The sequence below is a fragment of the Fulvivirga sp. AWR4_260 genome (assembly GCF_056158185.1).
Window position 1 is genome coordinate 2800218 of sequence record NZ_JBSWSU010000015.1, and the last position, 26929, is coordinate 2827146.

General features: G+C 36.7%; 21 protein-coding genes. 11 read left to right on the forward strand and 10 right to left on the reverse strand.

The features are described from left to right. The first annotated feature begins 33 nt into the window (after positions 1 to 33). The 5 genes from ACXACQ_RS18115 (at position 34) to ACXACQ_RS18135 (ending at position 7388) form a co-directional block, all read left to right on the forward strand. Complete coding sequence (locus tag ACXACQ_RS18115) at positions 34 to 1437, forward strand: COG3014 family protein (protein ID WP_474977392.1); 1404 nt, start codon at positions 34 to 36, stop codon at positions 1435 to 1437. Between the two features lie 128 nt (positions 1438 to 1565). Continuing rightward, a complete protein-coding gene (locus ACXACQ_RS18120) occupies positions 1566 to 2021 on the forward strand; it encodes a hypothetical protein (RefSeq protein WP_474977393.1) in 456 nt (151 codons plus the stop codon). A 358-nt stretch (positions 2022 to 2379) separates the two neighbouring features. After that, the gene (locus ACXACQ_RS18125; RefSeq protein ID WP_474977394.1) at positions 2380 to 3447 is read left to right on the forward strand and encodes a hypothetical protein; all 1068 of its coding nucleotides are present in this window, start codon (positions 2380 to 2382) and stop codon (positions 3445 to 3447) included. A 169-nt stretch (positions 3448 to 3616) separates the two neighbouring features. Beyond that, positions 3617 to 6172 (forward strand): DNA gyrase subunit A, encoded by a 2556-nt coding sequence (gyrA, locus tag ACXACQ_RS18130; protein ID WP_474977395.1) that lies wholly within the window; start codon positions 3617 to 3619, stop codon positions 6170 to 6172. A gap of 37 nt (positions 6173 to 6209) precedes the next feature. After that, positions 6210 to 7388: a tetratricopeptide repeat protein gene (locus ACXACQ_RS18135; protein ID WP_474977396.1), complete on the forward strand. Its 1179-nt coding sequence runs from the start codon at positions 6210 to 6212 to the stop codon at positions 7386 to 7388. 175 nt (positions 7389 to 7563) lie between these two features. Here ACXACQ_RS18135 and ACXACQ_RS18140 read toward each other — a convergent pair whose 3' ends face one another. Next, complete coding sequence (locus ACXACQ_RS18140) at positions 7564 to 8643, reverse strand: hypothetical protein (protein WP_474977397.1); 1080 nt, start codon at positions 8641 to 8643, stop codon at positions 7564 to 7566. 389 nt (positions 8644 to 9032) lie between these two features. Here ACXACQ_RS18140 and ACXACQ_RS18145 point away from each other — a divergent pair, with 389 nt between their 5' ends. Both ACXACQ_RS18145 and ACXACQ_RS18150 read left to right on the forward strand, forming a co-directional pair. Then, positions 9033 to 9938, forward strand: a complete 906-nt coding sequence (locus tag ACXACQ_RS18145; RefSeq protein ID WP_474977398.1) for a helix-turn-helix domain-containing protein — start codon at positions 9033 to 9035, stop codon at positions 9936 to 9938. 81 nt (positions 9939 to 10019) lie between these two features. Then, positions 10020 to 10832 carry an SDR family oxidoreductase gene (locus ACXACQ_RS18150; RefSeq protein WP_474977399.1) on the forward strand — a complete coding sequence of 271 codons (813 nt, stop codon included), beginning with the start codon at positions 10020 to 10022 and terminating at the stop codon, positions 10830 to 10832. A 51-nt stretch (positions 10833 to 10883) separates the two neighbouring features. Here ACXACQ_RS18150 and ACXACQ_RS18155 read toward each other — a convergent pair whose 3' ends face one another. From ACXACQ_RS18155 to ACXACQ_RS18165, 3 genes are all read right to left on the reverse strand, one after another. After that, the gene (locus ACXACQ_RS18155; protein WP_474977400.1) at positions 10884 to 11378 is read right to left on the reverse strand and encodes a hypothetical protein; all 495 of its coding nucleotides are present in this window, start codon (positions 11376 to 11378) and stop codon (positions 10884 to 10886) included. Positions 11379 to 11461: 83 nt separating this feature from the next. Further along, a complete protein-coding gene (locus tag ACXACQ_RS18160; protein ID WP_474977401.1) occupies positions 11462 to 12199 on the reverse strand; it encodes a TlpA family protein disulfide reductase in 738 nt (245 codons plus the stop codon). 9 nt (positions 12200 to 12208) lie between these two features. After that, entirely contained in the window at positions 12209 to 12460 is a 252-nt protein-coding gene (locus tag ACXACQ_RS18165) for a hypothetical protein (RefSeq protein WP_474977402.1), read from the reverse strand. Positions 12461 to 12611: 151 nt separating this feature from the next. Here ACXACQ_RS18165 and ACXACQ_RS18170 point away from each other — a divergent pair, with 151 nt between their 5' ends. Further along, positions 12612 to 13304, forward strand: coding sequence for a DUF2293 domain-containing protein (locus ACXACQ_RS18170; RefSeq protein ID WP_474977403.1), 693 nt, complete (start codon positions 12612 to 12614; stop codon positions 13302 to 13304). Between the two features lie 13 nt (positions 13305 to 13317). On the opposite strand, the gene ACXACQ_RS18175 is transcribed toward ACXACQ_RS18170, so the two are convergent. Genes ACXACQ_RS18175 through ACXACQ_RS18185 form a run of 3 tightly spaced genes read right to left on the reverse strand, consistent with a single transcriptional unit; the run spans position 13318 to position 15653 of the window. Next, on the reverse strand, positions 13318 to 13557 hold the full coding sequence (locus ACXACQ_RS18175; RefSeq protein WP_474977404.1) for a DUF1456 family protein: 240 nt from the start codon (positions 13555 to 13557) through the stop codon (positions 13318 to 13320). Between the two features lie 39 nt (positions 13558 to 13596). Further along, positions 13597 to 14289 carry a hypothetical protein gene (locus ACXACQ_RS18180; RefSeq protein ID WP_474977405.1) on the reverse strand — a complete coding sequence of 231 codons (693 nt, stop codon included), beginning with the start codon at positions 14287 to 14289 and terminating at the stop codon, positions 13597 to 13599. 23 nt (positions 14290 to 14312) lie between these two features. Then, positions 14313 to 15653, reverse strand: coding sequence for a DEAD/DEAH box helicase (locus ACXACQ_RS18185; protein WP_474977406.1), 1341 nt, complete (start codon positions 15651 to 15653; stop codon positions 14313 to 14315). Between the two features lie 257 nt (positions 15654 to 15910). On the opposite strand from ACXACQ_RS18185, the gene ACXACQ_RS18190 reads away from it, so the two are divergent. The 3 genes from ACXACQ_RS18190 to ACXACQ_RS18200 all read left to right on the forward strand — a co-directional run bounded on the left by ACXACQ_RS18190 (position 15911) and on the right by ACXACQ_RS18200 (position 19520). Then, entirely contained in the window at positions 15911 to 16585 is a 675-nt protein-coding gene (locus ACXACQ_RS18190) for a TatD family hydrolase (protein ID WP_474977407.1), read from the forward strand. Next, the gene (locus ACXACQ_RS18195) at positions 16582 to 17298 is read left to right on the forward strand and encodes a tRNA threonylcarbamoyladenosine dehydratase (protein WP_474977408.1); all 717 of its coding nucleotides are present in this window, start codon (positions 16582 to 16584) and stop codon (positions 17296 to 17298) included. The genes ACXACQ_RS18190 and ACXACQ_RS18195 overlap by 4 nt, the downstream gene beginning before the upstream one ends. 179 nt (positions 17299 to 17477) lie before the next feature. After that, the gene (locus ACXACQ_RS18200; protein ID WP_474977409.1) at positions 17478 to 19520 is read left to right on the forward strand and encodes a glutamine--tRNA ligase/YqeY domain fusion protein; all 2043 of its coding nucleotides are present in this window, start codon (positions 17478 to 17480) and stop codon (positions 19518 to 19520) included. 75 nt (positions 19521 to 19595) lie between these two features. Here the strand turns inward: ACXACQ_RS18200 and ACXACQ_RS18205 are convergent, their stop codons facing one another. The 3 genes from ACXACQ_RS18205 to ACXACQ_RS18215 form a co-directional block, all read right to left on the reverse strand. Next, complete coding sequence (locus ACXACQ_RS18205) at positions 19596 to 19937, reverse strand: hypothetical protein (protein ID WP_474977410.1); 342 nt, start codon at positions 19935 to 19937, stop codon at positions 19596 to 19598. A 181-nt stretch (positions 19938 to 20118) separates the two neighbouring features. Continuing rightward, positions 20119 to 21654: a golvesin C-terminal-like domain-containing protein gene (locus ACXACQ_RS18210; RefSeq protein ID WP_474977411.1), complete on the reverse strand. Its 1536-nt coding sequence runs from the start codon at positions 21652 to 21654 to the stop codon at positions 20119 to 20121. A gap of 233 nt (positions 21655 to 21887) precedes the next feature. Next, positions 21888 to 26552, reverse strand: coding sequence for a glycosyl hydrolase (locus ACXACQ_RS18215; protein WP_474977412.1), 4665 nt, complete (start codon positions 26550 to 26552; stop codon positions 21888 to 21890). Positions 26553 to 26929 lie beyond the last annotated feature (377 nt).

The window sequence follows — 26929 nt, forward strand, 5'->3', positions numbered from 1 at the left end:
TTTATCCAAACTATAATTTCATTTTTTTAATAGATGAAAGGCTTTAATTACCTCATATTCAGCTATTTATTATTCCTATCTTCGTGTGCCACATACTACGAAATTAACACTGATTTTAACAGACAATTTGAAAGCGGCAATATCAAAGGTGCCAACCAAGTTTTAGTGAGTAAAGAGAAAAAACTCACTAAAGGAAAAAACAAACTGTTATATTTCATGAACCGAGGCGTGGTACTTAGCATGCTAGGCGAGTATGAAGAAAGCAACAAGTATTTCGAAAAGGCTTACCTTTTTAATGAAGATTATCAGGTAAACTACCTCAATGAAGGTGTATCATTCCTTACCAACCCCATGTTTGCTGACTATAGGGGAGAGGATCATGAAAAACTACTCATCCTTTACTATAAAGCGCTAAATTATTTGAAGCTTAATCAATATGATAATGCGCTGATAGAATGTAGGCGGTTAAACATTAGGCTAAATCAGCTCAGTGATAAATACAAAAGCGATAAGAAGTATAAAGAAGATGCTTTCATTCACAACCTCATGGGCATTATTTATGACGCAAAGCACGATTATAACAATGCATTTATCGCTTATAGAAATGCTTTAGATATCTACAACAAAGAATATTTAACATTATTTAAGCTAACAGCCCCAACACAGTTAAAAGAAGATATTTTGCGTACGGCCTATTTAACAGGTTTTGACGATGAGTTTGCCTATTTCAAAGAGCAATTTGGCATGCCAGATTATAAGTATGAGCCACAACAGGGCGGTGAATTAGTATTCTTTTGGAACAACGGTTTAGGTCCTATAAAATCAGAATGGAGCATTAACTTTGTAGTGGTAAAAGGTCAAGGTGGGGTGGTAAACTTCACTAATGACGAATACGGCTTTAGCTTTCCGTTTGCAGTACCTGTAAACAAAGAGACCGGAGAAAGTAGCTTAGGAGATTTAAGTGCATTCCGCGTAGCTTTTCCTAAATATGTAGAAAGAAATGAAGTATACACAAACGCAACTTTAAGCGTAAATGGCAAAAGTCATAAACTTCAATTAGGAGAAGACGTGAATGCCATTGCATTTAAAACGCTGCAAGAGCGTATGATACAAGAATTTGGAAAAGCACTGCTTAGGGTAGCATTAAAAAAGGCAGCGGAAAAAGCAGCAAGAAATGAAAAAGATGGATTGGGTACAGCAGTAAGTATATTTAATGCTCTAACGGAAAAGGCCGATACTAGAAACTGGCAAACACTGCCGCACAGCATATATTACAAGCGAGTAAACTTACCCGTAGGATCACAACAAGTAACATTCAATATGCGCGGCAATCAGACAAAGGCACAAGAAGAATCGTTTACCTATGACGTACAAAAGGGAGAAACAATATTTCAAACCTACTCTTCGTTGGATTACACATATAGAAGAAGTCAATAAAAAACGGTGTTTTTCGAAGAATTTACCACTTTTCAAATAAAAAGTTTGAAATCCTAAATCAAAAAGCCTTTATTCGAGGTTTATTAAGTTGAAATAACCTTTTTTACACATATTAATAGATATACAAAATGAAGAAGTTAAGTTTTTTAGTCCTAGCATTCACTTTATTCTTAGCAGGAAACAACGCTTTTGCTCAAGGTGATGCAGACTACGTAACTGATGAAAACCTTAGAAGATATGCCATCATTGAAGATGTAAAAGCTACTATGGTAAGCGAAATCAGAGATGTGACATCATCTATGGTAAAAAACCAAGACGGAATTGATGGGGCTAGATTTAATGAGCTTTCTAAAGGAGCAGAACCTGCTAACGACTTTGAAAAGAAGTTCATGGATCAAATCAACGAAATAGTAAATGATAGAAAAAAGGCTATCGGTGATGTAATCCAAACATTAGCTACTAAAATGATGCCTGATGGAGGTAAAGCTTATCAAGCTGTTAAAAAAGCGATCTCATCTGATGCAGAAGTGAAAGCTAAATATGAGAAAATCTCATCTCAAATTGAATTGAAAGAAGAGGCATAATCACAGCCTACATAATATTAAAAAAAGGGATAGCTATCACTATCCCTTTTTTTATTGCCTATTCTAAAATATGTTGGCCGTATTACCGTTACTACTCCAATATTATTTTAATCTTTATTTGCCCTGCGGACATGATCGTCACAAAAATTATGTATATTATATGACTTAAGTAAGATAATGATAGAAATATGCATAAGAGCATAGGGAAATATCGATGAAAATGAATAAATAAGGGTTGAATTGTTCTTTTACTACCAAAATATTGGTTAATATTGTCGGTTTAAAACTTATTACAACTAACCTAGTTAGAAGCTAAGGTTAACAGGATTTGAAGCTGAGGAATTATTATAAATATAACATGTTCTTAAAAAGATTACATGTATTTTTTTTAGTTGTAGGTATGGTGGGAGCCTCATTAATAATCAATCCACAGCAAGCTTCAGCACAGGAAGAAGGTAAACACCTGTCTATTCCTCTAGATCACTTTTACGCAGACCCCACCAACACCAGCGGACTACGCAAAATCTTAAGCAAAATTCATTGGAGTTTCTCTACAGGCTATGGCCGTACATTTTACAGTCAGGACCTGTCTGAGTTTTCTTTATTACAGCAACCAGACAGTCTACCCATTATTTTTGATGGTAAATCAGATGTAGTAGGAGGCAGGGGCTACGCTTACTGGTTTAACACGGTAGTGAATAGAGACAATGTGTCTAACAACAACCCTGAAAACTTCGCTGTTAATGGTGATACCACAGATCTGAAATTTAAAGCACCGGGGCACAGCATCCCTTTGAATTTAACTCTTCATTACGAATTTGATAGATATAAAATAGGAGCAGGGTTCAACTTTGAATATCACAGACCTGGCACCTTTGCGCCCAATGTTTATAAAGATCAAATCAGCTCATACGAACCTAACTTCGGCAGTGCTTTCTATAAAAAGTATTATCTTATTTTAGGAGCCAGAGTTTATAGGTACTATGCTTACAACATTGTGGTTGATGCCCAAGTAGGAGCCTTTGCTCTATCCAAAAAATTTGACAAAGAATTTGTAAATAAAGGCGTGTACTTTAACATAGGAACTACCTTTGAAAGGCAAATGTCAGAATACTTCAGGGTCTTTGTTCGTCCTAGTTTTGACATAAAAAGCTTTAAAGTAAACTTACCTGAGTCTTCGGGCTTGCAAGTGAACCATTCCATGAATGCTGCTTATCTTAATTTTGGTATCACCTACCGAATTCCTGAATTAAGAAAATGCGTACTAAAGCAATGCACTACACAAATCAATCATCAACATGGCGATAAGTTATACAGAAGCCGTGTGCATCCTATCTACAAAAAGCAAAACCCTCATCACGGAGAAAACTACCCTGTATTGATAAAATACAAAGGTAAAAACAAGAAAAAAATGCATCCATATTGATAGAGATTAATACGCTATGAGTCAATTGCATATCGTAATCTATTCAAGTGGTGATTAAACACCCGTTTTTATTCACATAAAGGCAATAATTGTTAAAGTAACATTGTTAATTGCTGCTTTAATTGCGTAAATTCGCCTTGATTTAAGATAAATGACTATATAATACTTTATGGCTGAAGGATCGAATGAAAATTTGCCGGCCGGCAGACAAGGAATAATCCCTATTAACATAGAGGATGAAATGAGAGGAGCCTACATAGATTACTCTATGTCGGTTATTATTTCGCGTGCGTTACCGGATGTGAGAGATGGACTTAAGCCCGTGCACCGAAGAATCCTTTACGGTATGATCGAGCTAGGCGTAAATTATAATAAGCCTTATAAAAAATCAGCGAGAATTGTAGGAGAGGTGCTTGGTAAGTATCACCCACACGGTGATGCTGCAGTATACGACACCATGGTGCGTATGGCTCAAGAGTGGTCTCTTCGTTATCCACTAGTTGATGGCCAAGGTAACTTTGGTTCCATTGATGGTGACTCTGCTGCGGCCATGCGTTATACCGAAGCAAGGCTAAAAAGAATAGCTGAAGAAATGCTTACGGATATCAATAAAAATACCGTAAACTATCAGCCAAACTTTGACGACTCATTAAAAGAACCATCTGTACTTCCTGGTAAATTACCTAACCTACTACTAAACGGTACCAGTGGTATTGCGGTGGGTATGGCCACTAACATGGCACCCCATAACCTAACTGAAGTAGTAGATGGTATCTGTGCATATATTGATGATAATGAAATTACCATAGAAGGATTGATGCAGTACATTACTGCTCCTGACTTTCCTACAGGTGGTATCATATACGGCTACTCAGGCGTAAAACAAGCCTTTGAAACCGGTAGAGGTAGAGTAGTAATGCGCGCTAAGGCAGAATTTGACACTACCAAAACAGGTAAAGAGCAAATCATTATCACAGAAATCCCTTACATGGTTAACAAAGCCAGCATGATTGAAAAAACGGCTGCTTTAGTTAATGACAAAAAATTAGAAGGTATTTCTGATATCAGAGATGAATCTGATAGAAACGGTTTAAGAATAGTATACGATCTTAAAAAAGACGCTATTCCTAACATTGTTCTTAATCATTTATATAAATACACTCAGCTTCAATCTTCATTTGGTGTTAATAACATTGCTTTGGTAAAAGGCAGACCTGAAACACTCAACCTCAAAGATTTGATAGTGCATTATGTTGACCATAGACATGAGGTAGTTATCAGAAGAACACAATTTGAGTTAGATGAAGCTGAAAAAAGAGCGCACATTTTAGAAGGTTACCTTATCGCGCTCGACAATCTTGACGAGGTTATCGACTTAATCAGAAACTCTAAAGATCCTGATGAGGCAAAATCTGGCTTAATAGAGAAGTTTGAATTAAGTGAAATTCAAGCCAAAGCCATATTGGAGATGAGACTTCAAAGGTTAACTGGTCTTGAAAGAGATAAGATTCAAAAAGAATATGAAGAAGTTAAAGCTTTAATTACTGACTTAAAAGACATTCTTGCTCGTGAAGAAAGAAGAATGGATATCATTAAAGAAGAGCTTCAAGGAATAAAAGAAAGATACGGAGACAACCGTAGAACAGAAATCGTACACAGTGCTGACGACATCACTGTAGAAGATATGATTCCTAATGACGAAATGGTAATCACTATTTCGCACCAAGGCTACATCAAAAGAACGGCATTATCTGACTACAGAACTCAGGCAAGGGGAGGAGTTGGCTCTCGCGGAGTAGCTACTAAAGATGATGACTTCACTGAATTGCTATTCATAGCCAAGGCACACAATTACCTTTTAATATTTACTGACAGCGGTAAACTATTCTGGAAAAAAGTTTACGGAATACCTGAAGGTAGCAAAAACTCAAAAGGTAGAGCCATCCAGAACCTAATTAACATAGAGTCTGGCGATAATGTACGTGCGGTAATCAATGTAGAAAGTTTAACCGATGAAGATTACGTAAAAAATAACTACGTAATGATGTGTACTGTAAATGGTACCATTAAGAAAACTTCATTGGAGGCGTATTCTCGACCAAGACAAAATGGTATTAATGCCATCACGGTCAAAGAGGGTGACAAGCTGCTAGAAGTTAAACTTACCAATGGAGATAACCACATTGTTATAGCCAAACGAAACGGTAAAGCCATACATTTCCATGAGTCAGATGTAAGACCAATGGGAAGAACAGCATCTGGAGTAAGAGGTGTAACCTTAGAAAGTGATGACGATATCGTAGTAGGTATGGTTTGTATCAGTCGTGATGAAGCTAACCTTATGGTAGTTTCTGAAAATGGATACGGAAAAAGATCTTTGGTAGAAGATTACAGAATTACTAAGCGTGGCGGTAAAGGTGTAAAAACCATAAACGTTACGGAAAAGACTGGCAAACTTGTTGCAATAAAAGAGGTAATAGATACGGATGACCTTATGATTATCAATCGTTCTGGTATTACCATAAGGCTGGCAGTAAAAGACTTACGTGTAATGGGACGAGCTACGCAAGGAGTGAAGCTTATCAAGTTGAGCGATAAAGACAGCATTTCATCTGTAGAGAAAATAGAACAAGTAGAGGTAGAGGAGATAGATGAAAATGTAGAGGATATCGAAAACGAAAACACAGATACAACTACTCCAAATGAAGGAGAAGGAGAAGAGTAAAATTAAAACACAACTAGACTATAATTAATATCAATTTATGAAACGATTAATTTTATTACTGGCTGCATCATGCGTGGCTGGTTATTCTTTTGGACAAAAAAAGCCCAAGATTAATCAGGCTGAAAAGGCAAGAGAAGATGGAAATTTAGGAGAGGCGAAGGACATTATAGATGCTGCCACTGAACACGAAAAAACAAAAGAGGATGGTAAGACATGGTATTATAAAGGGTTGATATACACTTCTTTAGATACAACCTCTAACGCTCAGTATAAAAATTTAGATGATGCTCCATTGAAAACTGCAATGGAATCTTTCGCTAAAGCTGATGAGTTGGGTGGAAATAAAGAATATTACATTTCTGATGCTAATGGTTTACCTGTATTAAAATCTCAGCAATTACAAACATTGTGGAGCTACTACTTAAACAAAGGAGTGGAAAACTACCAGGCACAGAATACTGAAGAAGCAGTGAAATACTTCACTAAAACTCAGTTGGTAATGCCTAAAGATACAACTGGTTATATCTATGCTGGTTTATCTGCTCAGTCAGGAGAGGACTACAAAACTGCCGCTGTTAACTATTACAAACTTATTAATGATTTAGATTATAAGAGTGAGGATATCTATAATTCATTAATCTATATCGAAAGTGTAGTAAATAAAGACAACGAGAAGGCGCTAGAGGTAATTCGTAAAGCCAAGAAGGCATTCCCTGAAAATACAACCTTTACAAAATCTGAAATCAACACATTGATACAGATGGATAAAGTGGACGAAGCACAAAAAGGATTAGAAGAGGCTATTGCAAAAGAGCCAGATAACGCTAACCTTTATTTCACTTTAGGAGTTATGCACGAAGAGCTTGATAACAAAGATAAAGCTGAAGAAGCTTACGCTAAAGCTGTTGAGTTAGAGCCAGAAAACTTCAACGCTAACTTCAACTTAGCTGTGTTGAACTACAACGAAGCTGTTGAGTTAATGAAAGAAAAAAACAACTTAGGCATTACATCTGCAGACATCAAAAAATCAAAAGCGATGGAAAGCGAAATTAATGCTAAGCTTAAAGCGGCAATGCCATACTGGGAAAGAGTTTTAGAACTTGATGCTCAGAACAGAACTGCATTAGAATCTTTGAGATACATCTATAGCCAATTGAAAATGAATGCTAAGACTGTAGAAGTTTCTGAAAAATTAGACGCACTTGGTGACGAATAATATTCGCCACATCAACATTAATAAAAAGAGCTTCAATACTGGAGCTCTTTTTTTATGCCCAAGAAAATGTATACTAAGAGTAATCAAAGATTGAGAGGGGAGTTCATGAAAACTCTATTTAACATAATATAAATTATATAACATTAAAGGCATATCGTGCTTTCCAATTCCTATGTCAATTAACACTATCTTCTTCTTTAGAGAAGTCTATCATTTGCCAGTTACTACATGGGGTATGAGCGTATGATATAAAGCTTATATCTGCAAGGTGACTAATCTTTTCTTGTAAATACTCAATGTCAAGATACTTAACTATTTCTGTTAAATAATCACTCGAAAATACCTTTTCCAAATGTTCATTCATCTCATTGAAATAATACCAGAAAATTAGATTTGGTCTATATTCTTGAGTTGAGGCAAAGTCTTTTAACTCATCTAATAGTTTACAATCATTACTTGAGATTGTTTTACGGAAATCTGCCAATTCCATTCTTCTTAATTTATCAAATAGATATTCCGCTGTTTGTTTATCCGTATTCAAGGAAAGATTATAATTGTTTATTATGTCCAACTCCTTTTTCCATAAATTAATTAGCTCTGGCTCAACTATCTTTTGAAAATTTGATATAAATCGAATTAGCTCAATATATGAATAAGCTGCTCCTATAAGAACTCTTCCTTGCGCCAAAAGGTCACTTGGTAATTCACGTACTTGAATATTTAAAACTTTACCTAACTCTTTTTCTAAGCTTAAAAGACTTAGAAACCTTAATCCAGTCAAACTTGAGTTTGTGAGTGGAGCCTCAGGATGATCTCTTAGCATTGAATTGAAACATTCAATAATAGATAAGAGAGATTTATGCACAGTATCAGTTATCCTCAAACACCCAATAGAATCATAAATAAAAATGTAATTGAGATTCTTTTTTAAATTGAAATCAATGTTTTTTTCGACTTCATCTTGATATATTGATGCAAGTGCTAAAAATTCACCTCTAAGATTAGTTTCAATCGTCAAAGAAATTTGTTGTTCTTGTCTTACTGTTCTATATATTGATATTACTATCGTGGTTAATATGATATTACCTGCGATTAGCTTTAAATAAGGATCATATCTTTTGAAAAAATAACTAAATCCTCCTACAGATAAGTCTGTAGATAATTCATATTTTATTGCATCCCATGTTAATAATGCAAAAATAAATATAAAAAACAGTATAGGTAAACAGAGAACCTTCCACAACTTAATTTTCAAGACTGTTATATTTTCTTAATCATCGTTATAAATGATCAATTTAATAAATAATAAGTGTGACTCTCACATCCTTTGAATAAAACTCTTTCTTTCCCTTGTTTATTAGTGTAACATTAACACCAGCTGATTTCATCAATTCTGAAATAACACTTTCTTATTGTCGCTTAAATTCCACTATTAAACCCATGACATTTGAATCATTTTCTTATCTAATTTTACTAAAAATATCACAATAAACACAATATAAAAATTAATAAACTCAATAAGTTACTATTTATAGTGTATAATGAGTTGATAAACAATATTTTATTCCAACAAAAAATATCTACTCATTAAACTTTTACTCAATTCCCCTACCCTACAACACATCACCTCATTTTCCGTATGCTATGAATATGCATAGTGTAGAGACATTAGATGATTTTTATCGTGAAAGGTTCAAATACAAACCTCAGCCACTTACTGATCAGGTAGGGCATTTTAATGCTTTCAGTTTTGATAACCTCACTGGCTGTAGCGTAAAGCCAATTCCTTATAACCGCAGGGGTTATTTTAAAGTAAGTCTTATCAAAGGTAAAAATAAAGTTCACTACGCAGATAAAACTATTCAAATCAAACAACAAGCATTATTATTTGCATCACCTCATGTGCCTTATAATTGGGAAAAAATTGGTGATGAGCAAGTGGGCTTTTCTTGTGTTTTTACTGATAACTTTTTCCATCATTTCGGTAATCCTAGGGCATATGCAGTGTTCCAACCTGGTGGCACTCCTATCATTGAGTTGACTCAAGATCAGCTTCAATGGGCGCAGCAGCTTTTTGAGAACATGCTTACCGAATGGGCTTCTGATAATCAACACAAGTATGATCGTATGCGCCTGTTCGTATTTGAATTATTATACAATTCTGAAAAAATAAAGCCACAAAACAAAATTACTCATTCACCTATCAATGCCTCTAAAAGTATTACTGATCGCTTTTTAGTGCTACTAGAGTCACAATTCGATAACCAAGCGAACAGCAATATCCCATTGAGGTTGGCCTCCGAATATGCTGCTGAGCTTTCTATTCATGTTAACCATCTGAACAAAGCCCTAAGAGAAGTCTTGCAAAAGTCAACCTCTACAGTGATACAAGAGCGGCTGTTAGTCGAAGCTAAAATTATGTTAAAGCACTCTGATAAAGACATTTCAGAAATTGCGTACTGTTTAGGTTTTAAAGAGACAACTCACTTTCATAATTTCTTCAAAAAACTGACTAGCCTCACTCCTAGTCAATTTAGATCCACTGATTGATTTTTGTACATATCTGATTGATATGCGTTATTCCTCCATACACTATTAGGCGGAGTTTTGTGCTTATAAAATAATTACAATATGGCACAAACAATTTTTATAACAGGAGCCTCTTCAGGCATAGGCAAGGCTACGGCTATTTACTTTTCAGATAAAGGGTGGAATGTGATCGCAACTATGCGCAAACCACAAGAGCACGAAGATTTGAAACAGTACGCTAACATTACGTTGCTACAGTTAGACATTACAGATCAAGCACAAATAGAGGCAGCTGTGAGGAGCGCTACAGAAAATAACACCATTGATGTGGTGGTAAACAATGCAGGTTATGGCACAGTTGGTGCACTTGAAGGCACTGAAGATATAGAGTTAGAACGCGTAATCAATACCAACCTTACTGGTGTAATTCGCCTTACTCAGGCTTTCCTTCCACATTTCAGAGCCAACAAAAGAGGTGTTTTCATTACTATTTCTTCTATTGGTGGGTTGGTAGCTTACCCGTTTTTCTCATTGTACCACGCTACCAAATGGGCTATTGAAGGCTGGACTGAAAGTATGGCTTTTGAGCTTAACCGACATGGCATTCAGATCAAAACCGTACAACCTGGTCCTACAAAAACCGACTTTACAGGAAGATCATTGGTAGTACCTGAGCATGAAGCCTACGATGAATACTTTGAAGAATTTAAAAAGGTATTTTTTAGCGATGAGGTTTTAGAAAACATGGCACCAGCCTCTGACGTAGCAGCAACTATCTATGAAGCGGCCACAGACGGGAAAACACAACTTCGCTACCTTACCGGATCGGTATCCAACGATACCTATACGCACCGTACTGAAGTTGGCGCTGAAGCTTTTCATCAAGAATTAGATCAGGCTTTTTTCAAAAAATAATGAATTTAAACAAGGTGAATAGACATTTCACCTTGTTTATTATAATGTAGATTAATTGTCAAATTCAAAATTCTTAATATTATGATTAGAAGATATTTCTGTCCACTTATTAAGTTTAAGCACCAGTGCCTTAGCTTCAGATTGTATGTTCTGATTAAATATTTTGATATCCACGGGTAAATAATAATACTCTTCTAACTCATAAATAGCGTATCCTAACTTCTCCAAAAATGAATATCCCTGATCGGCCAATTGTAAAAAATCAAGAAAAATACTTTCAGGGTTAGTGCATCCGTCACTCAACCGTTCGAGGTGATTTAATATTTTCCAGCTATTGAATTCTTCTGTGTCAAAAAACTTTAACATTAATTTTTCTAACTCATGCTTTGCGTCCTTCTGGACATAGTCAAAACTAAATAGTTCAAATATGATGTCTTTATCTATCATATTAACCAAATCAGCTTGACTATAAAGCCATTGCTCAAATTCCGTAAGGGTTATTTCACCATATAAAGTATGGTATAGCTTGTGTTTTAGTGTTTCCATGATTAGCTTTCAATGATCATCACAAGAATAAAACACAAGTACGCAATCTATTTGCGTAACGAAATTTAATTGAGAAAATAGGTTTATTTTATCAATTGATCCAACAACATTTTGAATTCCTCTCCTTTTCCTTCCACTACTCGCTCTACAAACTGCAGTTTCCCTTCTTTATCAATAAATATTGAAGTAGGGTAATCCTTCACTCCTAGGCTATCGATAAAACTACTGGCATCAGTCACTTGAATGAACTCAAAAGGGTGTTTATCCATGAATTTTTCCACTTCTGCCTTTTTACTGAAGGTTATAGCGATGAAATTCACCTTTTCATTATAGGCCTCTTTTAAACTATTCAATACTGGTATTTCTCGCACGCAAGGAGCACACTGAGTAAACCAAAAATTAATCATTGCAGGCTTGTGGTCCATACCTAAAGTGATGTCCTCTCCTTGCCTAGTTGCTAATTGTTTTTTAGGGAACGGCTCTCCTATAATTTGATAAAGCAATGCATTAGAACCATTATAAACATAAGTGTGCCCTTGTTTTACGGTGTACTTAAATTCTTGAATAATGGAGTCTCCTACGTTATACTTATCATATAAATGAAATTTCACTTCCGTTTTACCGAGGCTATCGTAAAACTCCTGATTCAGCGCTTTTCTAAAATTAAAATACTCGTCTTTGGTAAGGGTTTTGTCTTTTAAAAGATCTTTATAAAAGTATTGAGGCTGTACTTTTTCCGCGGTTTGTTTTTCATCAGGTTCAGCTACTTTTCCGCAGCTAATTACTACTATAAATGTCAATATTATAAATAAAACCCTCATAACAGCTCCTTAAACTATTCTACTTTCAGAAAACAAATCATAAGCTGCAATAAGTGACTCCTGACCTGTTGACTCCTCAAACTTTTCATATTTTTCTATGTCCGCACGATTTTCAATGTACACCGGGCGATAATTATCTTCCAGTGCATCCCAAATCACCAATAAATATTTATAACTGATCTTACTCTCACGCCCACTCTCAAGCCAGTCTTCAAATAAGTCTTCGTGCAGTGATTTCGGAAAATTCGGACTATCGAACATATAATTTTTATTTTCTAAAGTAAGAAGCAAATTAACACGACTTATACCGCTATAACAAATACAAGCTCAATTTATAATCTGCCCACTCCCCTCCTATTATTCATCACAATCTGCGATGATCATCCCTTTGAATTATTAATTTTGCCAATTCATGAGTAAAACAGATACACCACAGCAGCGCATAGTTAGTCCGGGAAAAAATGGCCACATTACAAATGAATACGGAAAGGCCGAAAAGCCTCCGCAAGGCTGGCAGTTTTTACCTGCCGGTGATGCTGCAGTAACAAGAAAAATCACCGCAAAAGGTAGCTACTGGAGGGTGCAAATTAAAAAAGGAAGACGCACACAATCATTAGGTGTTTGGGCTCCGGCAATACATATAAAAGAAGCTCAAGATGCCGTAGCAGCCATGCGTGCTGCTCCTGATTATGAAAAGAAAAAAGCTAGTGCTGCGAAGTCACGAGCCAAAAAGCAGGAACAGTATACCGAAGATTTTGAGCAAGAAATACTTAAACACCTGAATTTTGACGCTAAATACGCTAAAGAAGCAAAGTTAATGGCCAGATTAGTGACGGTACATGCCACACCTGTGGGTAGCGGAACAGTGGCCAGAACAAGCATGATACCTATAGAAGAAAGAGCTGCAAAAGCCGTTATTGCTTGGATGAGGCACAAAACCACCAATTATGACAATCTCAAAATAGCACGTGTAAAAGGTGAAAGGCGCAAAGTGAGACGAAAGTTAGCCGAAGGATCAGTGAAACTGCTCAATATTTATCGTAAAGGAGATGCTTTACATCCTAACTGTCCGTTAAAGGCAGCACTTATAAGAGAGGGATTATAGAGGGAAAAACCCTCTATTTGCTGTTCTTTTTGGGCCTCACTCCTCGCAGGTGAATGATGAGCCCATCTAAAAAATTACGTAAAATCTGATCTCCAGCCTCTACAAATTTAGGATGATTTTCATCCCTAAACATATCTCCCAGCGCCCCTTTGCTGATTTGAAAATTCACTAGCTCAAGTATTTCCACTATTTGGTCATCTCTCAGCTTATGAGCCACTCTAAGTTTTTTTAGTATATCGTTGTTTGTAAGCATTTTTATTTATTTCAAATTCGAATTTAGCTACTGGCACTGTTATTCCTCTTCATCATCTTTTGTAACCAAAAATGGCTCAAAATAAGGACCATCTTTCTCTTCAAAAGTAAGTATTGGCGCCATTAGCTTTTTAATAGCTCCATCTAAATGTGTATAATTTGACGAAGAGATGTGCAATGGAATTTTATACATCCGCTCATCTTTTTTATCGAATGGACAGGGTTCTTTTGAGTTAAATAAATACGGGATTAAAGTAGCACTGCAGTTAATGGCTAATCTTGAAAAATCATAAGACTTATCCAGTTCTGTAAGCTTAATATTTATCTCTTCAAAAAACTCATTGGTAGCCGCCAACCTCATTCTAGAACCCGCACGTGATTTCCCCTTTTTATTGAGATATTTAATCTGGCTAAAGCCCTGTTTCTTACGCGTCATATAGGCAGAAAATGTAGTATGGTAAACATTGCTTTTGCCTTTCATTACACAAATAGCGGCATTACCAGACTCTACAGTCAGGTATAGCACCGTGTTACCATCATTGACCAACTCCAAGTCTCTGGTTACATTTACATGAAGAGGCAATCTTAAGAAGCCTACCTGATCATGCGATTCATTCAATATTCTTACAGCATGCTTCTGATAATCATACTCAAACTGTGGCATTGCCGTATGCACAAGATTGAAAATTTCAGAAAAGGGAATATGAAATAGGTTTATCGACTTCTGCCCCATTAGTTTATAACTTCCACTTTAAATTATCTGCGCTTCTTATTCTGCTTTTTATCACCTCTGGTTTTGGGCTTTTTATACTTAGTGGCCATTTTAGCCTTGTAAGAACTTCCCGAATTCACCTTTTTATTTTTATCTTTCTTTTCAGCATCCTTTACAGGCTCGGCTCGCTTTAGATTTCTTCCATATTTCCCTTGCTTTTCCTTCGGCCTTTCGTCAGGTATCAGCTGATGGTTGACCTCTACTTCTTCAGGAAAATCCAATACATTGATGGCGGTGTTCATCAAAGCTTCTATTGCCTGCTTGTCATCAGCTTCCTTTTCAGTATAAAACAATAGGGCTTCGCCTTTCTCTTCAGCACGGCCTGTTCTACCTATTCTATGCATGTAGTTTTCAGGAAACTTTGGTGTATCGAAATTAATAACGTGCGATACCTTGTCTAGATCAAGACCACGAGCAATCACATCTGTAGCTATTAATATCCTTTTACTACCATTTTCAAAAGCTTCTACAGCTCTTATACGGTGGTTTTGTGTTTTATTAGAATGAATAATTTCATATTCTGAACCAAAGAAATCAGCCATTTTATCATAAAGCAAATCGGCTAATTTTTTACTAGATAAGAACACCAGCACCTTTTGGTAAGTAGCCTTATCTCTCAGCAAATGTGCCAATAAATTAACCTTAGTGTTGAAGTTATTTACCGGATAAGCATTTTGAGATATATTCTCTAATGGTGTACCGCTTACGGCTATCGTTATCTGCTCAGGATCAAAAAAGAAAGTTTGTATCAAATCATTTACTTCATCCGTCATGGTGGCAGAAAACATAACATTTTGCCTTTTCTCTGGTAAAAGATCAAACAAATTGCCCAGCTGAGTTCTAAAGCCCATATCTAGCATCACATCTACTTCATCTATTACCAGCTTTTTAATGTCCTTTGGGCTCAATGCCCTGGAAAGTATAAGATCGTAAAGTCGGCCCGGTGTTGCCACTATAATATCCTGCCCATCGGCCAATGATTCCTTCTGCACCCTTATATTTGACTCTCCATATACTCCAAGCACTCTCACAGACATATATTCTGTAAGCTTTTCAATATTTTCTACTACTTGCATCACAAGCTCCCTTGTAGGTACAAGTATTAATACTCGAGGGTGCAGTGCATTAGAAAATTTCAAGTTTTGAAGTATTGGCAGCAAGTAAGCAATGGTTTTTCCTGTACCTGTTTGAGATATACCAACCACATCTCTTCCTGAAGCAACCACAGGAAACGCCTTCTCCTGAATCTCAGTGGCATTGGTAAAGCCTAAGTCATCAATAGCATTCTTAAGCTGTTTGTTAATTTTTAATTCTTCAAAACTCATTCAGTACACCTTTTTTTTTGCAAAAGTAGCTGTTTTAAAGCAACAGTGCCAAATGTTAAGAAAATTCCATGCTAATGCATTATTCCATTATTATTGAAATAATATCAAATACATGCGTATTATGTCCAACTTTGTGACTATTCTGTTGTTACATTTTATAGTGGTTTGACCAATACTGTGACCGCACAATCATAGTTTGGATTTTTTACGACCGCTAATAAACTAACCATAACTAATTTGAAAGCAATAACTGACCAATGCAAGAATCGATTTTTAATCAATATGAATACATAGATTTTCACACCCATAAAATGCGAAACCAAGAGAGAGATGATATTATGGAAATCATTTCTTTCCACTTAGGCCAAGATAGAGAATACGACTATTTTACCGTGGGGCTACACCCTTGGCTAACTGAAACCACCGTTACCCCAGAGCAAAAAAACCAGCTCAATGAACTGCTTTCTCGCCCCAATTGTATGGCAATGGGTGAAATGGGCCTTGACAACCTTAAGGGGCCAGACATGGATAGTCAAATAGAGATTTTACGCAGCCAACTTACTATAGCTGCAGACTTTGACCTGCCAGTAATTATTCATTGTGTTAGAGCCTTTGACCAACTTATACACGTAAAAAAAGAATTTCCATCCATCAAAAAATGGTGTGTGCATGGGTACGGTAGACATGCTATTCTAGGGCAGCAGTTAATAGATCAGGGCTTTTATTTATCTATAATGCCTACTATACCTGCAGCCAAATATGCTGAGCTTTTTGAAGCACTCCCCATCAATAGGTTGTTTTTAGAAACAGATAGTATGCCGAAAGTAAACATAGAGGACATATATTTGCAGGTGGCAACAGAAACAGGATCAGAAGTTTCTGACATTTGCCGTCAGATGAATATTAATCTTAAAGAATTTTTTAACAGATGAGTCACTGGTTAGAACGGACAGAATTATTAATAGGCAGCGAGGCATTAGACAAACTAAAAAAATCAAACATACTGGTAGTAGGCCTTGGCGGTGTGGGCAGCTATGCTGCGGAAACTTTGGTACGTGCTGGGGTAAATAAAATGACTATTATAGATGGCGATGAAGTAGACCCTACCAATAAAAACAGGCAGCTACAAGCTTTAGACTCTACCGTAGGGCTGCAAAAAGCCCATGTATTGAAAGATCGTTTTTTAGATATCAACCCAGCACTTGATGTTACAGTGGTAGATGCTTTTATGGAACCTGAAGTGATGTCTGAGTTTCTTCGAGAAAATTCTTTTGACTTTGTGCTAGACTGTATTGATAGTTTTGTACCCAAAATGAGCCTAATTCTTACTTTAAGAAGAATGAAGTGTAACTTCATATCTTCTATGGGCGCAGGCGGAAAGCTCGATCCATCTAAAATAAGGGTGGCTGATATTAGTAAAACACGTGAATGTAAATTTGCTCAGCAGCTAAGAAAACTGCTCAAAGGAAAAGGTGTAACCAGAAGGATTTTATGTGTTTATTCAGAAGAAATCCAAATCAAAGAATCATTGAAGCTTACTGATGGCTCCAATTACAAAAAGTCATTTTACGGTACTATTTCTTATATGCCGGCCATGTTTGGTATGACCATGGCCTCGGAAGTAATAAAAAGAATAACGAACTAACATTATTCAATAGCATTTGATATGAATTCCGGCCAAAACAAGCCGGAATTTTTTATTTATAGCATATAATACATTCTTCAATTCAATAATTTATATTTTCGCGCCCCTACTTAATGTAGGTTATAGATATCTTGTAATTATATGTAATTACAGTAATTTTGTTTTTTAATATTTAAAACATGGCAGAATCCTCAGAATCTCTAAATTTTATAGAACAAATCATTGCGGAAGATCTAGCAAATGGCTTATCAAAAGATAAGTTAAGATTCCGTTTTCCACCAGAGCCTAACGGCTATTTACATATTGGCCATGCTGCATCTATTTGTCTTAATTTTGGTTTAGGTAAAAAATTCAACGCACCTGTTAATTTGCGTTTTGACGATACTAACCCCAGTAAAGAAGAACAAGAATATGTAGATGCCATTAAAAAAGATATTGCATGGCTTGGCTTTCAATGGGCTGAAGAATGTTATTCTTCTGACTATTTTCAGCAGTTATATGACTGGGCCATTGAATTAATAAAAAAAGGTAAGGCTTATGTTGATCCGCAGTCTGCTGAACTAATGGCAGAACAGAAAGGTACGCCTACCACTCCCGGAGTAGCTAGCCCCTACCGTGATAATACTGTAGAAGAAAATCTCGAGATTTTCGAGAAGATGAAGAATGGAGACTTTCAGGCTGGTGCGTACGTATTGAGAGCCAAAATAGACATGGCCTCTCCTAACATGCTTATGCGCGATCCTATTTTATATAGAATAGTGAACAAGCCTCATCATCGTACAGGTAGCGAATGGTGCATATACCCGATGTACGATTGGGCACACGGTGAGTCTGATTACCTCGAACAAGTTTCGCACTCCATATGTACTTTAGAATTTAAACCTCACCGTGAGCTTTACGACTGGTTTTTAGATCAAATATATGACGATCAAAAACTTAGACCCAAGCAACGTGAATTTGCCAGAAGAAACCTCAGCTACACAGTAATGAGCAAGCGTAAGCTATTAGAGCTAGTGCAATCTAATACTGTTTCAGGCTGGGATGATCCGCGCATGCCTACAATCTCTGGCCTTAGAAGGCGTGGCTACACTCCTGAGTCTATAAGGAAATTTAGTGAAGTGTCTGGTATCACCAAACGTGATAGCATCACGGATGTATCGTTGTTAGAATTCTGCATAAGAGAAGACCTCAACAAGACTTCTACTAGGGTAATGGGCGTTTTAGATCCTGTAAAACTGATCATAACTAACTACCCGGAAGGAAAAGAGGAAATGCTTGTGGCAGAAAACAACCCTGAAGATGCTAATTCAGGCACACATGAAGTTCCTTTCTCTCGTGAGCTTTACATAGAGCGTGAAGATTTTAAAGAAGAAGCTGGTAGTAAATTTTTCAGACTTACATTAGGCAACGAAGTAAGGTTAAAAAATGCTTATATAATAAAAGGTGAATCTGTAGTAAAAGATGCCAATGGAGAAATAACAGAAATCCATTGTACTGCTGACTTAGATTCTCGCTCTGGCAGTGGCACTGAAGCTAGCATGAGAAAAGTTAAAGGCACACTGCACTGGGTATCTATTAAACATGCAATTACGGCCGAAATTCGTGAATATGACAGGCTTTTCTTAGACGAAGCGCCAGATTCACATGAAGACAAAGGTTTTATGGAGTTTGTTAACCCTAACTCTTTAAAAATAGTAGAAAAGGCCTACTTAGAGCCTTTCTTAAAGGAAGCTGTGCTAGATGATAAATTCCAGTTTCAACGAGTGGGTTATTTTACTTTAGATAAAGAGGCTACTACAGACCGAATGATATTCAATAAAACTGTTGGGTTACGAGATTCTTGGGCCAAACAACAGCCAAAAGAGAATAATCAGCCGGCACAAAAACAAAATGCTAAACCTGCTCCACAACAGCAAGGCCAGCGTAGCCCTATCAATGAGATTCAGAAAATAAGTAAAAAATACACTAACTTATCTGGTGCTAAATTAGAAGCTGCAAGAGCAGATATTGCAAGGTTAGCTGAAAGCGTTGGGTACGATGACCTTGAGCCTTTGTTTAATACCGCAGCAAAGAAAGTAGGAACAAGAATTGGCGTGATGATAAGCCTTGGAGTATTGCTTAAAAATGGTCATGAACGTAACGAAGCCATTAATGAGTTTATTCAAAAAGGTATAGACGATAAAAATGAGTTGTTAGTAGAAGAGGCAAAGAACATCAGCTAAGAATTCTTTTCTAAACGTTATAAATAAAAAACCCTCAAGCAGTTTTGCTTGGGGGTTTTTATTTGAACTAGTGTCTTATCCGTTATTGATGTCAGTAAGCTGTTTTAGCAACTTGGTTGACTCTGAATGAAGATGCTCTATTTCTCCTTCATCATTCAACTTAACATATTGCCACATGTGTAGCGTTTCTCCCAAATTACTATCTTCAAGTAACTTAATCATTTCATGCATTTTAGGAACACACTCACTCCATTTAATGCCTTCTATAGCATTTGTATCTAACCAAACATAATGCTCCATGGCTTTATCAATATCTTCGAGTACTTGATTTAACTCAGGACCACTTCCAGACCTTCTTAAGAAACTTCTTACTTCCCGGTTAATATTGTGAAATTTTAGTGGTGTATTTCTTTTCATATCTGTAACTGTCAATTATGATTATCTACTTAATTTACCATATTAATTAGATAATTAACAGCACAAAGCATATCGAAATGCAATATTTTACATGTTAGAATCTTTATAGCAATAAAAAAGGCGAAGTGTTAACCACTTCGCCTCTTCATTAAGACTTTACAGTATTATACTTCTAGTATAATTATTCTACAATAAGCTTTAAACGCTTTCCTGTATTTTCAATTTCTAAAAGATATATTCCGGGTTTCAGCATGGAGATATTAATCTGTTGGGCATAGGCAGCTCGTAATTCTTTAGTAAGCACCAATTGTCCCGTAAGGTCAAAAATACGTACAGAGCCACCTTTAGGTAAACCTGTAATATTTATAAACTGCCCTGCTGGGTTAGGATAAATTTCACTGTCAACGAACACATCTTTAATCACACTACTTGATTTTTCCGTTGCAATTCTCAGAGAAGGATTAACTGCACTAAACTTAAAGGCATCGGCCACCACATACCCAAAAGGACTATTGTTACTTACCACTATCTTTGCAGTATCACTGAAATGATAAGTTCCTAAACTCACCCATTCACCATCGTTCATTTTTTGATCAGCGAATATAGTAGTAGTATCTCCGTCATGGATGATGCTTATAGGCGTTGCTGAAGATCGATTAGTATATGCAAACCACCAACCTGAAACCTCATAGTCTCCTGAAGCAATAGCAGTAACATAAGTAGCGGTTCTAGTTCCTTTTGCAGTATTACCATCGTGTAAATAGTCACTACCATATTTACTGGCTGCACCAGCTGTACTCACTGTCCAATCACCCAAAAGCGTAGCTACATCATTATCTAAAATTATATCTTCCACAGGTGTAGTAGGTGGCGTTCCACTACTGTTTTTTGTTTTAGACAGAAACCATTTATAGATATTCATAGAATCTACCGCATTAGAATTGTAAGCGATATTTGGAGTTTGATTGTGATATACGCCAGGCAATAAGCTAAATTTCGCATCAGCATTAGGGTCACAATCAAGCATACTCAAAATAGGCCATTTCGCTACTACTGGACCATTTGCAGTATCATTACCTCCCGTTATTGCCCAAGCTGAAACACTATCCTGAGCTACCTTACATGCATCCGTTCGGCTACCTCTGCCTCCTACTGGAACAATGGCAGTATACAGAGGAGGATCATTAGTAGGAAAATATGCGGCCACCCAGCTACCAACACCACCCATACTATGCCCGGTCAAATAAACCCTGTTAGGATCAAGGTTATAAGTATTCAACAAAAATTTAACAAATGGTGCCACATCATCTCTGTTGGCATTAGGGTTATTATCATTAATATATGCCCAATTAGCTCTTTCTGTGATGGGTGTAAAAACCGCCAAACATTCTTCCACTCCATTTACAGTAAAACACATATCTTCACCATTTTTTATCAGTTTCGCAGGTGTAGTATAAGGTGTATTTTCAATAATTCTAGCCTCGGTTGAATCCTGAGTATCTTCAAAGGTTATTCCTTTTGCTCCGCCATGCAGATAAATTAAAACAGGAGTCTTGTCTCCTGTGGGTGAATAACTAGGAGGTAAATATTCAAGGTAGGCTCTGTTGCTGCCATTATAAGCTGCAAGTTTCGCTCTATTTTGAGCATTAGTATGATTGGCAAGTATCATTATGCAACACAACAGCGCATAAAAGTGCATATTTTCAGTAAACTTCATGTCATCAATTGTCTTAGATTTAAATAATGATTTTTAATAATTAATATTTATTTAAATCCAATTTTTAACATTAAAACCAATATAAAAATACACTTTCACTTATAACATTACATTAATAACTTTATTAGATAATTCATTTCATTTAAACAAAAATAGTATAGCAATAAAAAAGGCGAAGTGTTAACCACTTCGCCTCTTCATTAAGACTTTACAGTATTATACTTCTAGTATAATTATTCTACAATAAGCTTTAAACGCTTTCCTGTATTTTCAATTTCTAATAAGTAAATACCGGCTTTAAGGTTAGAAACATCCATTGTTCCTCTTCCTGCCTCAGCCTTTAGTGCTTTTTCAGCCATAACCTTACCTGAAAGGTCATAGATTAATGCTCTGCTATCTACAGTTAAGCCTGTAACTGTAACGATATCATTAGCAGGGTTAGGGTAAACATTATAGTTAGTAGCAGATGAAATCTCATTAGCTATTCTAGCTACACTACCACAATCACCTACAATAAAGCTTTTCTTATTATTAAATGTATTGTTCTCACCACCTTCAGGTAAGCTATATCCATAATAGAAATATACTCTAGTACCAGAAGCCACATTCAACTGAACTGCTTCATTGGCATTAACAGTGTATCCGGCAAAAATAGCATCAGGATTAGTGCTGTAATATAAAATACACGTAGGGCTACCAACTCCATTTCTGTTAGGAACAAAAGTAATTGTCTGACCTTCAGTTTTTACTGAAAAATCATCGTTTACAGAAACAGTACAACCTTCAGAACCAGAATCATCAGAACCTCCAAATTCAAGCTCCAACCAGTTGATATTCCAACCAGCAAATGCTGAAGTTAATCTTAGTGTCTGTTGTCCTGCGCTTAGGTTTACGTTAGCAGTAATGGTAGTCCATGTTTGCCATCCACCAGTAGGTGCAACATTGGCAGTACCCACGTTAACTCCGTTAGAAGAGAAATTAACAACTCCAGCAGCAGTTTCGGCAGCCACACGTAATGAGATAGTGTAAGTTCCCGCTTGAGCTACATTAATAGAATATTCCATCCAATCATTAACATCGATATAACCTACGTTATAACCGCCTTCTTCACATACTTCATTTTCCGTTCCACTTTGAGCCACATAATCTTCTGCCTCAATATGACTAGAAATAGGCTGTTCGGTTACTGGCACAAGCTTCCACTGTCCGCAAAGCTGTCCATTGTCAGTATATTGGTTAATATTAGCTCCTGGCTCTGTACTAGCATATGCAACTTCTATGATTTTGTTGCTATGAAGCGCTCTTAGTTTATAAAAACCATCAGTCGCTTTTTCAGCTTTAAAATGCTGATTACCTCCAGCCAAATAATCCCACTGAAGAATATTAGCGAAATCATCTTGGCTAATAGCATCTACATCAAGGCTCTTTCCTGATAATTTATTAATGATAGAGTAAACACCAGCAGATACTTCTGCCAACACAAATTGCTGATTTTCGGCACCTGTATAAGTCTGTTGTTCAATATTAGCACCGGCTTCAACACTACTATTAGCTACCCCCATCACAAGTCCGCTTACAAGGTTTTCTAAATAATATGTACCTGCAAGACCCGTAGTTCCTCCAGGAGTATTATTCTCTTCAGTAGTAATATTAGCTGAAACTTTAGCTGATTTAGCTCCTTCGGTATCAATAGCATTGATCTCTACCGTATAAGTAGTACCCGCAGCAAGATTAGTGAACTCATAAGCTGCCGCTGTAGTTTCAGTTACAAAAGCTCCATTTAAATATACTTCGTATCCTTTTAAGTTACCGTCTACATCTGTAGAAGCATTCCAGTTTACAACTGCACTGCTAGCAGAAACTGCACTTACGGCTAACCCGGTAGGTACAGAAGGTGCAGAATTAGTGCTTCCATCTAAATCACCAGTTTTAGTAAAAGTGATTTTACCTACGTTAAATACGCCTGACTCAAAAGTTAATCTGATAATATGCTGTCCTCCAGGTATTGAAATGTTTCCTGTTTTTGACGGCTGATACGTATCCCAGCTACCTGTTAATACAGTGCTTATCGAAGCTACAGGATTACAATCTAACGCAACAGCTATGTTTCCCGATTGCCCACCTTCAGATCCGTTAGAAGAAACATTAACAGATAAATCGTAGATACCAGCAGCAGCATTGATACTGTACTCTACCCACTCTCCTGCAGTTATCCAACCAATAGAATTACCTTGCGATGCACTTGTAGCAGCATCCACTTCGTCATCTGTTCTGTAATCAGCTTCGTAAACGTTAGGGTCTACATCAAAGTAGCTAATTCCATTACCTCCTTTATCATAATCACCAGCATTGAAAGTTCCAGGAACAGCCAAAGGACCGTTGTACGGCTCTTGAGTACCTAAACCTACCGTTACAGGGAAAACATTAGAAAGTTCAAAACCACCGTTTCCATATGCTTTTGCAGTGTAAGAATACACACCATCAGCGTTAAAAGACTGGCTTAGCTCATAAGGAGCAGAATTATCTGTAGCTACTACCTCACCGTTTCGAATAAATTCTACAGAAGAGATAGCTCCTGTTACATTAGCTTTAAGTGTAAAGTTTCTATTAACACCAGAAGTACATGGCTCAGCCACAATACCCGGAGCATCAATAGTGATACTTAAGCCTGTGTCTTTATTGGTAGCCATTTCACCAGCAGGTACAAATAATGACGTACCATCAGAGAAATGCACAGTAATATCAGAAGAACCATAGTTATGCGCTACATAAGTTTTCTCTCCATTTTTATTAAATACTGAAGCTATAGGGTAATCTGCAGTAATTTCATCTGCTACCTGCCCCATGGCATTCATTGTATGCAACCAGTGGTAAGTTTGAGCATCAGACATACCTACTTTTACACTTCTTTCCGGATAACTATTATAAAGCTCTATAGCTCTGGCAGGATCTAAGAAAGAAAGGAATGTCCAGTACGTATCATACCATAAGTTGGCGTTAGGTGTATTGCTTAAAACTTCAGTTTTAGCAGTCATACCATTCCATACTTCTTGTACGTAGTCAAGGTCATATCCCATATACAAAGAACCACCGTGGATTGGATATAACTGAATACCATACGAAGCGGCAATATCTGTAGTCCACCAAGTACCATTATCATATCCAGCTCCCCATATTCTAGCCACCATTTCGTGCTGGTAAGCAGGCTGGAAAGTACGATCGTTAGTATCGAACCAATATTCGTGTACTGCAGTGATTTCTGTAGTATATAAGTATATACCTAAATCGCGAATTTCTTTGTTATTAGTGATTGTTCCCCAGTGGATCAATGAAGCATTGAACTGCATAGATTCAGAAGTAGACTCTTGGTCATTTCCAAAAGGCTCTGTAGAGAAACCATTTGCCCAAGCATGACCACCGTAAGGACTAAAGTTTCTTAAGAATGGGAACATGCTATCATTTTTATCAGAATTAGCCGCATCTCTTACCAAAAGGTTGATCATACCTCCATATTGGTTAGCCCATCCTGGTCTAAACTGCTCTAATGCAGAAGCCGCGTGAATGAAATATCCCCAATGGAAATGGTGATCGTTTAAGTTAGAATCTTGGCTATGTCCTGCAGGGTAACCTAACATAGCATCCCAAGTGTCATTGTAGTAAAATAAGAAAGCGACTTCACCACCTTCTACTTTTAACCAGTCTTCCAATCTTTCCTGAACAGTATCGAGCATTTTATCACGTGCTTCTGTGTACCCAATTTGATCAGCAATACGAGCAGCCTGAATTAATCTGTTCATATTTTGTCCCTCATTATAAGAGTCTGTCCATGAAGGAAGTCCGTCACCTTTGATGGCATCAAGCTTTTTGTATAAGCTATTGATATCAAATCCATCACTATATTTTCCTAAGTCAGGAAGAGTCGGTAAAATACCACTAAATTTATTTTCTACAGCAAATTCGTTTCCTGCCAAAGTTCTGATTTCTCCTCTTACAGAAAAATAACTAGCCATATTAGGAGTTGGTGAACCTCCTGCTAAATGCGCCCATTGGTGAGGTAAAAGACCTAATAAAACAGTGTTATTAGTACCTTCTTTTACATCTGGAGTTACTTTAAAGGTAGTTCTTACAGTAGATGTACTTTCGTTATAGTTCCAGCTTACATCAGTTTTACCAGGAAATACGTAAGCGAATCTTTGGTAATCATTGATAAACTGGTTCACATCCATACCTTCGGGCACCATACCCATAGACCAATAATTTCTACCAGCTAAAGTAGAAGTGTAAGTAGAACCACTACCCGTCCAAGAAGCTCCTGATGGTCCAAAAACCACATAATTAGAGCCATTCATATTATTGGTAATGATCAGTTTGTTTCCTGAAATAGATACTCCATTAGGGTTAAAGTTTACTTCCACCTTGGCTGTATTACCTGCGGCCTTAGTAAAATAAACAAAGGGCATACCCATACCAGCTGTAGCTGAGAAGTTATTTCCAGCAGCTTCCCAATTGGCGGTGAATGTCCAGTCTCCATAATCAGAAACGGTAGAACGAGAAGTACTAAGCCCTGTAACACCTACTTTAACGGCATCAACAGCACTCATTGGTTCTCTGAAATCATTAGGAGAAGCTGATAGAGGTTTAGTGTAATTAATAACTATACCTTCTGGCTCAGACCTAAATGATAGTGGGTAATTGAAAGCCTGACCTCCATGATCTTCTTTCATAAAGTTTGCCCACCAAGTATTACTTGATACAGGTTTATCTGCCGCTGCACCAGAAACCTGAGGGCTACCTTGTGGGTAAGTATTTCTTCCTGCCTCGTCAGTTCCCGGAAAAGTAGTAGTGTAACTACCGCTACCTACCGGTACACTTTGAGCATGAGCAGAAGAAAAACTCAAGTGTATGAATACAATAAAAATTAAAGCTTTGACTATAGAACAACAATTAAAAAATGTAACCGTTTTATTGTTACAACTATCGCGATGTAACAACCAGCGATTACTCCTAGAATTAGGTTTCATACAATGGGTTTTAGGTTTGAAATTTTACAAATTCGAAGTTTCTAACAATCGTTAGGAAAACAAAGAAGTTACATACTACAAATGCTCATCTAGCAATCGTTTTCTATACATCAATTATACATCATTTTACAAAAAATAACTGAAAAACAGCTAGTTAATTAAAAAACACGTTTCACGAGTACCCTACAAGAAAATTTTATTTTGAAAATTTAAGAATGGTTTTATTAGCTTAAATAGCACGTACAATTGATCCA